The sequence below is a fragment of the Flavobacterium sp. 140616W15 genome (assembly GCF_003668995.1).
Taxonomy (GTDB): domain Bacteria; phylum Bacteroidota; class Bacteroidia; order Flavobacteriales; family Flavobacteriaceae; genus Flavobacterium.
On sequence record NZ_CP033068.1, the window covers coordinates 609,861 to 623,540 of the forward strand.

14 protein-coding genes are annotated in these 13,680 nt (G+C 31.9%); 4 read left to right on the top strand and 10 right to left on the bottom strand.

The window, feature by feature from the left end; all coding sequences use genetic code 11:
- Positions 1 to 174: 174 nt before the first annotated feature.
- Positions 175 to 1,635, bottom strand: a complete 1,461-nt coding sequence (locus tag EAG11_RS02670) for a TonB-dependent receptor (protein ID WP_129537773.1) — start codon at positions 1,633 to 1,635, stop codon at positions 175 to 177.
- Between the two features lie 95 nt (positions 1,636 to 1,730).
- Between EAG11_RS02670 and EAG11_RS02675 the strand changes: the two genes are divergently transcribed.
- The 3 genes from EAG11_RS02675 to EAG11_RS02685 are packed head-to-tail and all read left to right on the top strand — an operon-like array spanning position 1,731 to position 3,497.
- The gene (locus tag EAG11_RS02675; RefSeq protein ID WP_129537774.1) at positions 1,731 to 2,495 is read left to right on the top strand and encodes an MBL fold metallo-hydrolase; all 765 of its coding nucleotides are present in this window, start codon (positions 1,731 to 1,733) and stop codon (positions 2,493 to 2,495) included.
- A gap of 13 nt (positions 2,496 to 2,508) precedes the next feature.
- Positions 2,509 to 3,009: a hypothetical protein gene (locus EAG11_RS02680; RefSeq protein WP_129537775.1), complete on the top strand. Its 501-nt coding sequence runs from the start codon at positions 2,509 to 2,511 to the stop codon at positions 3,007 to 3,009.
- 47 nt (positions 3,010 to 3,056) lie between these two features.
- Positions 3,057 to 3,497: a hypothetical protein gene (locus EAG11_RS02685; protein ID WP_129537776.1), complete on the top strand. Its 441-nt coding sequence runs from the start codon at positions 3,057 to 3,059 to the stop codon at positions 3,495 to 3,497.
- Between the two features lie 145 nt (positions 3,498 to 3,642).
- On the opposite strand, the gene EAG11_RS02690 is transcribed toward EAG11_RS02685, so the two are convergent.
- From EAG11_RS02690 to EAG11_RS02720, 8 genes are all read right to left on the bottom strand, one after another.
- Complete coding sequence (locus EAG11_RS02690; protein ID WP_129537777.1) at positions 3,643 to 4,212, bottom strand: cysteine hydrolase family protein; 570 nt, start codon at positions 4,210 to 4,212, stop codon at positions 3,643 to 3,645.
- 30 nt (positions 4,213 to 4,242) lie between these two features.
- A complete protein-coding gene (locus EAG11_RS02695) occupies positions 4,243 to 5,484 on the bottom strand; it encodes an alpha/beta hydrolase-fold protein (RefSeq protein ID WP_129537778.1) in 1,242 nt (413 codons plus the stop codon).
- Positions 5,485 to 5,598: 114 nt separating this feature from the next.
- On the bottom strand, positions 5,599 to 6,006 hold the full coding sequence (locus EAG11_RS02700; protein WP_129537779.1) for a DUF5071 domain-containing protein: 408 nt from the start codon (positions 6,004 to 6,006) through the stop codon (positions 5,599 to 5,601).
- A 189-nt stretch (positions 6,007 to 6,195) separates the two neighbouring features.
- Positions 6,196 to 6,372 carry a hypothetical protein gene (locus EAG11_RS21620; RefSeq protein ID WP_164998649.1) on the bottom strand — a complete coding sequence of 59 codons (177 nt, stop codon included), beginning with the start codon at positions 6,370 to 6,372 and terminating at the stop codon, positions 6,196 to 6,198.
- Between the two features lie 48 nt (positions 6,373 to 6,420).
- Positions 6,421 to 7,065 carry an alpha/beta hydrolase gene (locus EAG11_RS02705; protein ID WP_129537780.1) on the bottom strand — a complete coding sequence of 215 codons (645 nt, stop codon included), beginning with the start codon at positions 7,063 to 7,065 and terminating at the stop codon, positions 6,421 to 6,423.
- A gap of 71 nt (positions 7,066 to 7,136) precedes the next feature.
- Positions 7,137 to 7,463 (bottom strand): hypothetical protein, encoded by a 327-nt coding sequence (locus tag EAG11_RS02710; RefSeq protein WP_129537781.1) that lies wholly within the window; start codon positions 7,461 to 7,463, stop codon positions 7,137 to 7,139.
- 14 nt (positions 7,464 to 7,477) lie between these two features.
- Positions 7,478 to 8,734, bottom strand: coding sequence for a dihydroorotase family protein (locus EAG11_RS02715; protein WP_129537782.1), 1,257 nt, complete (start codon positions 8,732 to 8,734; stop codon positions 7,478 to 7,480).
- A 118-nt stretch (positions 8,735 to 8,852) separates the two neighbouring features.
- Entirely contained in the window at positions 8,853 to 10,781 is a 1,929-nt protein-coding gene (locus EAG11_RS02720) for a BatA and WFA domain-containing protein (RefSeq protein ID WP_129537783.1), read from the bottom strand.
- A 183-nt stretch (positions 10,782 to 10,964) separates the two neighbouring features.
- Between EAG11_RS02720 and EAG11_RS02725 the strand changes: the two genes are divergently transcribed.
- Positions 10,965 to 12,074 carry a lactonase family protein gene (locus tag EAG11_RS02725; RefSeq protein WP_129537784.1) on the top strand — a complete coding sequence of 370 codons (1,110 nt, stop codon included), beginning with the start codon at positions 10,965 to 10,967 and terminating at the stop codon, positions 12,072 to 12,074.
- 192 nt (positions 12,075 to 12,266) lie between these two features.
- On the opposite strand, the gene EAG11_RS02730 is transcribed toward EAG11_RS02725, so the two are convergent.
- Positions 12,267 to 13,619, bottom strand: coding sequence for a DEAD/DEAH box helicase (locus EAG11_RS02730; RefSeq protein ID WP_129537785.1), 1,353 nt, complete (start codon positions 13,617 to 13,619; stop codon positions 12,267 to 12,269).
- Between the last annotated feature and the right edge of the window lie 61 nt (positions 13,620 to 13,680).

The window sequence follows — 13,680 nt, forward strand, 5'->3', positions numbered from 1 at the left end:
CCTGAGCGGAGCCCAAGGGCAGTATTGCAATTGTTTAGTATATAAAATGTATTTTACATATCAATCTCACGATATCCTTCAAGAACAAAAAAAGCACCAGTTATAAAACTGATGCTTTCGTATTTGAAAATATTTGAATTTTTGTCTCTCAGTAACTTAGCTACTTAAAAAAGACTAATTTGATTCTTTTAAAATTCTATTAGGCTCGTATCCAAATAAGTGATGCTCTTTAATAATCTCAGCAATACCTTTTGGAAGCATAGGTTCCCATCCTGGTTTTCCTTGACTAATCATTTTTAGTACTTCTCTAGAGAATACTTCCAGAGTATGTGGATCAAAATCAGCGACATCAATTACTTTTCCATTAAATTTAAAGAACTTGTACAATTCTTTCATTCTAGGATGAACTTTTAAGTTGGTCGAGTTCATAATTGTACCATCTTCGTCAATCATTGGATACAGGAATACTTTCATGTCACGGTAGAATAGTTTTCCGAAAGCTTCAAGTATTCCACCACTTAAATGGCGGTAGTATTTCTCATCAAAGATGTCGACTAAATTGTTAACTCCCATTGCCAATCCCATTCGGGCTTTGGTGTAATTAGCAAAATATTCAACAACTTTATAGTATTCTTGGAAGTTTGAGATCATTACCGTTTGCCCTAATGAACAAAGCAATTCGGCTCTATCCATAAAATCGCGTTCGTCGATTTCTCCATCAGAACGAAGGTTAGATAGAGTGATTTCGAAAATTACCAGTGTATTATCTTTTTCGACTTTGTTTTCTTCGAGAAACATTTTTAATGATTTCTCATACATATCCATATTAACCTTAGTTACAGGGCGAAAACTCCCGCGTAAGGCTAGGATATTCTTTTTGTATAAAATGGCGGCAGGAAGAATGTTTTTTCCTTCAGGATTGAACATAACGGCATCGGTCATTCCGTTTTTAACCAATTGTAAACTAATCAATCGATTATCTACATCGGCAAATCGAGGGCCAGAAAAGTTAATGGTGTCAATTTCAAGTTGATCTTTGTCAAGGTGATCGTATAAATAACGAAGCAATCTTTTAGGATCATTATATTTATAAAATGCTCCATAAATTAAGTTTACTCCAAGAATTCCTAATGTTTCTTGTTGTAATCGAGCATCAGTTTCTTTAAAACGAATGTGAAGAATAATTTCGTTATATGCTTCATCAGGCTCAATCTGGTATCGAATTCCAACCCAGCCGTGGCCTTTAAATTGTTTTGCAAAATCGATTGTTGCAACAGTATTGGCATAACTAAAGAAAAGTTTTGTAGGGTGCTTTTCTCTACTTAAACGCTCTTCAATTATTTGCCCTTCAAGAGTTAACATTTTTTTTAACCGCTCTTCAGTTACATAGCGTCCATCACTTTCAATTCCGTAAATGGCATCACTAAAATCTTTGTCATAAGCAGACATCGCCTTTGCAATTGTTCCAGACGAACCACCAGATCTAAAAAAATGCCTTACAGTTTCTTGCCCCGCACCAATCTCTGCAAAGGTTCCGTAGATATTTTCATTTAGATTTATGCGTAGTGCTTTGTCTTTTATGGATGGTATCTGAGCGATGACTTTGTCACCCTTAAGTTTTATTTCTATACCCATTTTATTTTAAATATGGCTGATTTGTTACAAAGTTAGTAAATTAGGCTTCTAATGAAAGATAATTAATCCTATTTTTGTAAAAAAATAAAGTACAATTGAAGGTATATTTTTTAGGCACAGGTACATCTCAAGGCATTCCGATAATAGGGGTTGATCATCCTGTATGCAAAAGCACTGATGCTAAGGATAAAAGACTTCGGGTGTCTATTTGGATTAGTTGGGATAACCATTCATATGTTATCGATTGTGGTCCCGATTTTAGACAACAGATGCTCGCTTGCAACTGTCAGAAATTAGATGCAATTTTATTTACGCATGAGCATGCCGATCACACTGCAGGTTTGGATGATATACGTCCGTTTAATTTTAGACAAGGCGAAATGCCAATTTATGCACACCAACGTGTTATAGATAATTTAAAAAGACGTTTTGATTACGTATTCGAAACTGTAAATAAATATCCAGGAGCACCATCAGTTAAAACAATTGAAGTAATTAATGATGAACCGTTTGCTGTGGGAAATAAAATAGCAATCCCAGTAAATGTTATGCATGGTGATCTGCAGGTTTTTGGTTATCGAATAGACGATTTTGCTTATTTAACAGATGTAAAAACCATAGAAGATGCTGAAATTGATAAATTAAAAAATCTAAAAGTATTAGTGATAAATGCATTACGTGTAGAGCCACATGATACCCATTTTAATTTGCAGGAAGCACTAGATTTTATAACTTTGGTTCAGCCAGAAGTGGCTTATTTAACACATATTAGTCATGTATTAGGATTTCATGAAGAAGTACAAAAAATGCTTCCTAAAAATGTTTATCTGGCATATGATAATTTAGAAATCACAATTTAATTATATTTTAAAAATGAAAAAATCCTTATTGCTTTACCTATTTATCATTGCTATACTTATGAATATTTTTACCTATATGTTTTATAGTAAAGAAGTAAAGTTTGAGCAGGAACGTTATGTTAAAACGACCAAAAAACTTAGAGATAGTTTAGATTTAGTAGAGAATAAACTAAATGAAGCCAACTATTTCTCATTAGAGAACAATCAAAACGCACAAAATTACTTTGACTCGGCAGATGCTTCAAAAACAATAAAATACGAGCAATTAATTCCGATGGTTACTGAAAAATTAATGGATCTTAATGCTAACCCAAAAGGGAATCCATATACAGGACATGACCAAATAGGAACGAATAAATTTATTATTAATAAAGTTAAGGTATTAAACCACAGATGGATTATTGCCGATTTTAGTGATGGAGAAACATGGGGAGAAGTTTTATTGAAGTACTTTATTAATAATGATGGGAGCGTAACTTTTGAAGTAAATCAGTCATTATTATACCAAAAATAAGATTCACTAACTGTTTAATAATTGTAACAACTAAATAAATAGAACCTATGAAAAAAGTATTTTTATTTTCGATTATTATTGGGCTATCATTTTCTTGTGCTAAAAAAGTTTCACAAGATGAAACTACTAAAGGGACTACTGAAGAAACAAAACCAGAGCATATTGTTGGAGGAGACTCAGATGCCCATGGATGCAAGGCTTCTGCAGGTTATACTTGGTCTGAGATTAACAAAGAATGTGTGAGACTTTTTGAGGTTGGAACAAAGTTAGAACATGCCAAAGATGGAAAAACGTATTCAACAGTTGCTTATGTTATTTTTGAAAAAGACGGAAACAAAGCCGAACTTTTTCTGGATACACAAAAAGAAACAATTATGTTAGAACGAAAAGCCGAAGGAGAGCCTTGGATAAATGGAGATCTGGAATTAATTCCTTGGAAAGGTTATGTACTAAAACAAGCTGGAAAGATTATTTATACTGGCGAGTAAATAGAAACTATACAATAAAGGCGAGAAGTAATTCTCGCCTTTATTATTTATATAAATATGTTGTTTTTTCTGCCACTCCCGATAGCTATCGCGATAAAAAAGATTATAAAACCTTTGCGAGCTTTGCGTGATTCTTAGCGATTAATTAAATATTCTGTTTTATAAAATCTGTAGTAACGACTTGAGCAAATTCTTCGTTTAAGCTAGCAAGTGCAGTTTCATGAATAGTGTCAGCGCTAAATTCTTGACCATTTAGCCCTTTTTTGTTAAAAGTGGCTGTAGCATCAGAAATTAAAAAGGTATTGTAACCAAAATTCCCAGCCATTCTTGTAGTTGTCGATACGCAATGATCGGTTGTTAAACCTACAATAACAAGTGTATCAATTTTAGCCTCATCAAGTTGCTCTTTTAAATCGGTACCAATAAAGGCGCTGTTTACATTTTTTTGGATAACAGTTTCTCCAGGATTTGGTTTGACAATATCTTTAAATGCATTACCATGATTTGTTTCGTGAAGTAATGAATTAGGATTAGAAGAACAATGTTGGATATGAAATATTGGTAATTTATTACTTCTCCATATTTCAAGAAGTTCGCCAGCATTTTGTTCAGCATTTAAATTATTGCGTTCTCCACCCCAATATTCTATATTGTCAAAACCTTTCTGAATATCAATTAGGATTAATGCAGGATTGTCAAGTTTAGATAGTTTCATTTTTATATTTTTAAATGGTATTGTAATGCGCTATTTCTCTTTTTCAAGCTCAGCTAGTTTTTGTTTCGTTTCAGTATTTTCCTTGTTGATTAGTAACGTTTTTTTGTAATTGCTTATTGCATTGGTTTTATCGCCTGTTTCTTTGTAATAATCTCCCATAGAGTCATATACATTAGCGCTTTGTGGATAGTTTTTTACATTTAGTTTAAAAAAATACTCGGCTTGAGCTAAGCTTTTTCTACCAAGTGCCATATATCCTAGCATATTGATGTAAGATTCGGGAGGTAGTATTTTGTATCCCATTTTTTCGGATACATTTTGGTAATGTTTTTCAACCTTTGTAGGTAAACTCATTCCATTATCAAATAAATCGCTATATGTTAAGTCTAATTTATAGAAGTCAAAGATAAATCGAAGCGCATCGTATTCGGCAATAAATGGAACAGAACCATGACTGTCTTTATCATAATATTTGTATTCAAAGTTTAATTGGTTTTGTTTGTTCTTTTTTAGTGTATTAGCCAAATCGAATATAGCACGGATGTGTCTCGTACTTTGAGTAGTATCTTTTTTTACTCTAAGAGTGTCCATTCCAGCTTCCATTGTATTGGCAATACCTAAAAATAAACTGGTGTTTTTGAATTTTTTCTCAACAAATATTTTTTTGCTTTGTTCTAAAAATTTCTGTTTGTCCCACCACATACTAGGATCGATAGAAACATAAGAATTAAATAAATTGGTATGATTTGCAAGTGTATTTATCGCTGTTAAACCACCAAAAGAATGCCCAATCAACATTTTGTATGGCGCCGTAGGGTAATTTTTTTCAACGTATGGCATTAATTCTTTTTGGATAAACGCAATAAAGTTTTCATTTCCGCCAGTAGTTTTACTAGCTTCATTAGTCATCATTGGTAAATCAGATTCGATATGAGTAGGAGTTAAATCACGAGCTCTGTCGGTATTGAGTATTCCTACTACAATCATTTTTGGGCAAATTGTATTACCGTTCATTGTACTTAATTGCTCAGTCATACCAACAACTGAAGTAAAATGAGCATCACCATCTAATAAATAAAGTACAGGGTAATGTTCTGTCTTTTCTGTGCCTTTGGTATAACCACCAGGCACATATATCCAGATTTTTCGGTCTTCATTTAATATCTTAGAATGTACAGTTTCAATCGTGCCAATAGTAATCTTGTTATCGGATTGTGCTTTTGCTAAAAATGTAAATCCAATAAAAAGTAGGGAGAATAATAGTTGTTTCATAGTTAGTTAGATCAGTTTACTGGTTAGTCTTATTCTTTGTTATTTGTTACAAGATGTACAGTTTAAAGATAAGGTGATTTATTATAAAAATGAAAAATGTCAAAAGTGAATAGTTTACCTCCAACCGCGTTCTAGAATTGTCTCATTTGCTATTTTATCAACTTCTTCAATGATTTCACCTTTAGTAGGATTCATCGCAATTCGTATAATTTCATCACGAATAAATTTATCATTTGTTATTTTTCCAAAAATTGATATTGTCCAATATTTCCAAACGTCGTCATTAGTTTCAAAAATGTCTAAAATTTCTTTAGATATATCTCCATTGATACTCCCTAAATATTCCGAAACTGGTTTTGCAACTGGCCAATTACAATCTTGAAGCCACTCAAGTAATTCGGGAATAATGGATTTTAATTCAGAATAAGAGTAGTTTTTTAAGTTTTCGGCTCTTTCTATATCATGTTTATCTTTTGGTATTAAATCTGTTGTATTCATCTCCATTTTTATTATTTTATTCATTAAGACATTGCTATCGTTGTTGATTAAGATATTGTTTAACAAAAAAAGGATTTAAATAAAATATTTAAACCCTTTGTATTTGTTTGATTTTAAGTTTGTTATTTAAACTTAAAGATGTGATAATTTAATAATGTTGATAGAAATCGAAGTTGTGAAATTGAAAACTTTTTAAGTAATATAAATCACTTATTATAGAAAGAACATAAGGTACAACTTCATTAATAGATTCAGAATTCCTAAAATGAATAATACTTTCCAGTATTTTTTAGAAGTTTGAAAGTTTGGATCTTTAGTGTTTTTTATAAAAAGACCAGCAGCGATTAATATTGCTGGTAGGATAAAATCCTTTAAATCGTTTATTCCCATTATTATGTTTTTATACTGAAAACTGTGACTGAATATTGTAAATGTAAACTATTGCGCCAACCAATTTTTAAAATCAAAGAAGTTCTGAGGAGCAACTCCATGGCCAACAGGATATTCTTTATAGGTAACAGGAATATTTAGCTTTTCTAAAATAGCAGGTGTTTTTCTAGCCCAATCAATAGGTATTACCTGATCTACAGTTCCATGAGAAGCAAATATTTTTAAGTTTTTGAAGTCGTTTTTCTCATAACCATCTTTAATGATTTCGTCATTAAAATAGCCACTCATTGCAACTACTCTCTGAATTTTTTCAGGATAAGAAAGTGCTGTTGCATAACTTAAAATTGATCCTTGGCTAAAACCAATTAACGTTATATTGTTAGGGTCAATTGGATAATTTGCAGTTAATTCGTCAATGAAATTTGCAATTAAATCACGTGATGTTTTAGCTTGTTCATTATCAGAAAATTTGTTTTGATCTGCATCAAAATTAATTGCGTACCAAGCATAACTATTGTATTGTAAGTCATAAGGTGCTCTTGCAGAAATAACGTAGTAATTATCAGGAAGTTCGGTTGCAAAAGAGAATAAGTCCTCTTCGTTGCTACCGTATCCGTGAAGTAATAGTAATAATGGGTTCTTGTCTAAGATAACTTTTGGTTCTCTTATTTTATATTCTAAAGATAAATTCATTTTTTTAATGGTAAATAGTGAGTTGTAAATGGTGAAATAAAGTTGCCGGTTTTTAATTTATAAATCAAAAACTAACCAATATTTTTAAACCATTTTTGAAAAAGTGCACCTACTAAAGGCACAGGTTTTGTTTCGCCTTTAATAGCGCTAAAAATACCGTATGTCCATAAGATAGAAATACAAATCCACATTGGGAAAGTAATCATGAAGCTGTCAAAATTACTGATTATAAGTCCGAATGAGATAAATGTTAGCGATAAACCTAGTGCTTGACGTATATGAAAAGAGGCAAAACTATTTTTGTTTTCAGAGTTCATCGACATCGCGATTAAAACACCAATGATTAATATATAACTGGTAATAGCAGGAGTTTTTCCTTCTTCGATTGAGTTGTTCATTCTTGTGTTTATATTTATTTTTCTAATACCAATTGATTCTGATTTACAATTCCGTAGACAGAACCTTGTAATTGAGTACCTAAAAAGGCTGAATTTTTAGACTTAGATAAGATATTCTCTTTTGTAAAAGTAGTTTTTCCTTCTGGATTGAATAAGGTAATATTTGCTTTAGAACCTTCGGTAATTGTATTGTTTTCGATACCAAAAACTGATTTCCCTAATGTTAGTTTTTCGATTACAGTTTCTAAAGGCAATACAGTTGTTAAAGTAGCAAAAGCACTTTCTAGACCAATAGTACCATTTTTAGCCATATCAAATTCCATTTTTTTGAATTCAACATCAATTGGATTATGATCAGATGTAATCATATCGATAGTTCCATCTAAGACACCTTTAAGTAATGCTTGTCTGTCTGTTTCAGTTCGTAATGGAGGCGTAACTTTAAATCGAGTGTCAAATCCTTCTAATTTTTCATCGGTTAAAACCAGGTGATGTACAGCAACACTAGTTGTTACGTTTAACCCTTTTGCTTTAGCGTCTTTAATTAATTGAACCGATTTTGCTGTCGAAATAGTCGGGATATGAAGTTTTCCGCCTGTATATTCCAATAAAAATAGGTTGCGGACAATTTGTAATTCTTCGGCAAGATCAGGAATTCCTTTTAAACCTAATTTAGTTGAAACAATTCCTTCATTAGCAACACCATTTCCTTTAATGTTTTGATCTTGCGAATAAGCAATTACTAAGCCATCAAAATCCTGTACATATTGCAATGCGATTTTAAGTAAATTGGCATTGTCAAGGCTTTTATTATAATCACCAAAAGCTATAGCTCCAGTTTTCTTCATGTCGAATAATTCGGCCATATCTTTTCCTTCGCTAGCTTTTGTTAAAGCTCCGATAGGGAAAAGTTCGGTAGCAAAACCATTGGCTTTATTTTTTACAAAATTCACTTGCGATTGGTTATCGATAATCGGGTAGGAGTTGGGTTGTAAAGCAATAGCAGTAAATCCGCTTTTTGCTGCTACGTTCAAGCCATTTGAGATCGTTTCACGGTCTTCGTAGCCTGGTTCTCCAAACGAAACGCTACTATCAAACCATCCTTGCGATATATGTAAATTATCGAGTTTTATCTCGTCGGCATTTTCAGTATTAGGAAGTGAAGTTCCTATTTGTTCGATTAAACCATCTTTAATTAAAATATCTGCAGTCTTATTATGAAACGGACTTTTAGAATCTATAATTTTTGCTTCACGGATGATTATTTTCATATGTAGATAAATTTATTTTAATTGAAATAATTAAGTTTTAAAAGCATTAAAGCTTAATTTGTTTGAACCATGAATAAAGAAGAAACTTAACTTTCTTAATATCTTAATGGTAAAAAAATCACTTCACAAACTTAATAATTGCCATTTCTAATGCTAAAAATAACAATGCAAAGATAACAAACCATTTCCAAATCTCATTGTCAGTTCGCTCTGTTTGCAAGGTGTTAAAAATGGTCGAAATAGTATCAGCAGTTTTGTAATCAGAGATTAGATTTGTATTAATCTGACTCAAATCACTTTCGCTTCGTTTGTAATTAAAACTCACGTTTTCTAGTGCTTCTTTTTTATTATAAATGGTATAATTACCAGCTTGTTCCGGATAATCGTTGAAAACGATTTTTACTTTATTATTTAAAATCTGTTGAATTGGGATAAATTGTTCATCAACACCTCTTACTTCTAATATAGCATCTTTAGATAATAATGCTTCAACAAAATAAGGCTGATTATTACCAATGATTATTGCGTTTATTCCAGATTTTTGATTGTTTTGTGCCATTTTATAAAAAACGGGAACAATTAGCGGCGATTGCTGAAAATTAGAATTGATATTGTTTATAGGTGCTGAAAAAATAGAAACTGCCGAAACTTGATTTTGTATCGAAGTTAAAAAAGCACTTTGATCCTCATAAGACAAAGCCGATGCATAAGAACTTGTAATTGGAAATGAATTTTTTGTTTTTGGATATTGGAAGTTCTTGATTTTATTTTCGAAAACACCTGAGAATATAGGGTGATCAAAGTTGATTTTGGTAATCAGTTTTTCTTTGTTTTCAAGAGCCTTCATTTCTATTTTACCAAAATTTGATAAAAAGGAATTCATATTGGAAACAGCCATTTTCTCTGATGGAATTATAATAACATTTCCACCTTTGGAGACAAATGATCTTAAGGTTGTTTGTAATGCTTGTGGGATTTCATCTAACTCGTTCAGAATAATTGCATCTTGCTTATCTAGGCTATTGTAATCAAGGGAGCGAATGTCAGAATTATGATAATTGAATTCTTCAGCTGTATAAATTCGAGATAAAAAATTACTTTTTGCAGGATCTCCAATACTGATCACGTTAGTTTTCTTAGTTTCAGAAATACTAAAATACAATCGGTTGTCGTATTCTAAACCATTATCTTCGATAGTAACATAACCATGAAAAGCTTGTTTTGGAATGGTAAAGTTGACTTTTTTCTTTTTAGTATCAAAGTTTACAATGGTCTTAGCGATTAGTTTGTCATTATTGAATAAAGACATCGAAATAGGTTTGAAATTCTCACCGTATCCGGATAAACTAATACCGATATCGTAAAAATTATCTAGAGTTTGATTGATGAAAACACTGTCAATTGCTACATTGTTTTTTTGTTCTGCTTTTGATATTATAAAATAAGGATTATCATCGAACTTACTATTTTTTAGTTGTTTTTCATCTAGCCCAACTGCATCTGTAATAATGATGATATCCTTTTTAAAGGCCGATTTACGGGCCTTAACTTTTGCCATTATGTTATCTAGTTCAAAAGGAGTGGCACTGTATTTTAGGCTCTGTAATGAGTTACGAACCGATTTTATATCGGTGTTCCAATAGTTTTCAGTGTTGGTAAGTAAAGAAAATGAAGCGTTCTCTGGAGTGTTTTCTAGTAATTCCTGAACAGCACGTTTTAGTAATTCACCTTTTTTTCCTTTTGCCTGCATACTAAATGAATTATCCAGAATAATATACATTTCGTTATTGGCATTTTTGCTGTCTTTGGCAGTAAAAAATGGTTGAGCAAAAGCAAGAATCAGACAGGTAAGTAATAATAAGCGAGTAGCTAATAATAGCCATTTTTTTATTTTTGAACTTTTTCGAGTTTGAATAGAGAGTTTTGCTAAAAGTCGAACATTAGTGAAATATGACTTTTTGAAACGTCGTAATTGAAATAAATGAACCAAAATTGGAACAATCAATAAGAACAGAAAGTATAAAATTTCGGGATGTTTAAAATGCATTCTAAAGTTTAGTTTACTTCACTGATTTTATTTTCAATGAAGCTCATTGAATTTTTCGTTTGTCAAAAATACAAATTTACAGGCAGTTTTAACTGAAGTTGTTATATTTTTTCGAACTGCTAAATAATTCCTAACGATTATAAGGATATTATGTATTTTAGCATTTCAATAAAATTTTTACAAATGAAAAAATCGTATGCCGTTTTGCTTTTAATTTTATTCTTTACAGGAATTCAGGCGCAAAACAAAGTTAATCTGTTGGTAGGAACGTATACTAATAGTTGTGATAGCAAAGGAATTTATGTGTATGAATTCGATACCAATTCGGGCGAGTCCAAATTAAAAAATACTTCAGAAAGTACAGTAAGTCCAAGTTATTTATCTGTTTCTGCCGATAATAAATTTATTTATGCAGTTAATGAAAATGGTGCAGAAAGTACTGTAAGTGCATTTGGGTATGAGCCAAAATCTGGTAAAGTTGCTTTTTTGAATAAACAAAAAGCGATGGGAGCAGATCCATGTTATTTAATTAATGATGGTGAAAATGTAATTACTGCCAATTATTCAGGAGGAAATATTTCGGTATTCAAAAAGACTACTGAAGGCCTTTCGGAAGCAAAACAAGTGATTCAGCATACAGGAAAGGGAGTTAATACACAAAGACAAGAAGGAGCTCACGTGCATATGGTTTATTTTTCACCAGATAAAAAATATGTTTTGTCAAATGATTTAGGTCTTGATAAAGTTTTTATATACAAATACAATCCAAAATCTAAAGATGAAGTTTTGATATTAAAAGGAAGTGTAGATGTAAAGGCAGGAAGTGGTCCAAGACATTTAACATTCAGTAAAGACGGAAAGTTTGTGTATTTAATCCAGGAATTAGATGCTACTCTAACTACTTTTAGCTATGACAAAAACGGAAATTTAAAATTAATTGCAGAGACAAGTATTCTTCCTAAAGATTTTAAAGGAGGAACAGGAGCAGCAGCTATAAAAATATCACCAGATGGCCAGTTTTTATATGTATCAGATCGTGTCGATGCTAATAATATCTCAGTTTTTAAAATTCTTAAAAGCGGTGGTTTAGAATTGCAAGAGCAAGTAAGTACGTTAGGAAAAGGACCAAGAGATTTTTCTATCGATCCTACAGGGAATTTCCTTTTAGTAGGGCATCAATACACAAATAATATTGTGGTTTTTAAAAGAGATAAAGTTACAGGTAAACTTACTGATACCGGAAAGAGAATTGAGTTGTGCGCGCCAGTATGTTTGGTGTTTACGAAAAATTAATTTAAAGGTTCAAAGGCTCAGAGTCACAAAGGTTTCTCTGTCTTGTACGTAAAATATAAAAGGCTCAAAGATGTAAAGTTTCAAGTTATTAACTTAATTCTACATCTTTGAGCCTTTTTGTTTTTTTTACTTAGAATCTCAGCAGCTTAGTAGCTAACCTTTGAGACTTTGTAATTCTGAACCTAAAAAGACTTATTTATTCTTATCTTTTCTTTTCTTATCTCTTGTTTTTAGCATGTTTCTGTTAACAGATCCGTGCGTTTTCTTTTTAGTTTTAGAAGGACCTCCCAAATTGACTTTTTTATTCTTTTTGGCTTTATCATGAAAAGCTCCATCTCCATCTAGCTTTTGTTTTTTCATCAAAAACTTAATAGGCTGTCTGTCTTTCTCAGGTTCAATTAATTTTATCGAAACTTCTACTTCTTCAGGGAAATCAGCAATGTCAAGTTCTCTATTCATTAAGACTTCCACTTCTACTTTAAATTCTTCTTCACGAGGAGTAATAAAGCTTATTGCGGTACCAGTTGCATCGGCACGACCGGTTCTACCAATTCTGTGCATGTATAATTCTGGAAACTCAGGAAGTTCAAAGTTGATAACGTGAGTAATATTGGAAATATCCAAACCTCTCGCCATAATATCGGTAGTTATAAGTCCACGTAGCGTTCCTTCTTGGAAAGCTGCCATTGTACTCAAACGGTAATTTTGTGATTTATTAGAGTGAATTACACCAAATTGTCCTTCAAAATCTTCTTCAATACGATCGTGAAGCATATCTGAAATCTTTTTGTTATTTACAAAAACCAAAACGCGACTCATGTCTTCGTTGTTTTGTAATAAGTGTTTCAGTAAGTTTACTTTGGTATTAAAATTAGGAACATTATAGGTAATTTGCTCGATGTTTTCTAATGGTGTTCCAGATGCTGCAAGGGTAACTTCTTCTGGGAAATCAAAAAAGTCATTCAAAACGGCATCAACCTCATCGGTCATTGTTGCAGAGAATAAAATATTTTGACGTTTGGTTTTCATCATCGCCAAAAGCGCTGTTAATTGCGTACGAAAGCCTAAATTAAGCATTTCGTCAAACTCATCAATAACTAGTTTTTGAGTTTCATCAAAACGAACTACTGCATCTAATGCTAAATCCATTGTTCTTCCTGGTGTTCCCACCAAGATATCGATTCCTTCGTAAACGGCTTTCTTTTGTGTATTAATATTGACACCACCAAAAATACCCAATGTTTTAACCGACATGTATTTGGTTAATTTCTCTACTTCTTCAACAACCTGAACAACTAATTCACGTGTTGGAACAAGGATTACAATTTTTGGAGTATTGGTTGGAGTAAATTTATATAGTTTTAATAAAGGTAATAAATAGGCAAATGTTTTACCTGTACCGGTTTGTGCAATTCCCATCATATCACGACCGGACATAATTACAGAAAAAGATTTTTCTTGAATAGGAGTAGGTGTAACAAAGCCTAATTCATCAATTGCTTTTTGTACGGATTTAGGAAGATTAAATGTCTCGAAAGTGCTCATTTGCATTAAATTTTGTGCAAAGGTACGTTAAAATAGCGGTTAGTTTACTAAATTCTTGGAA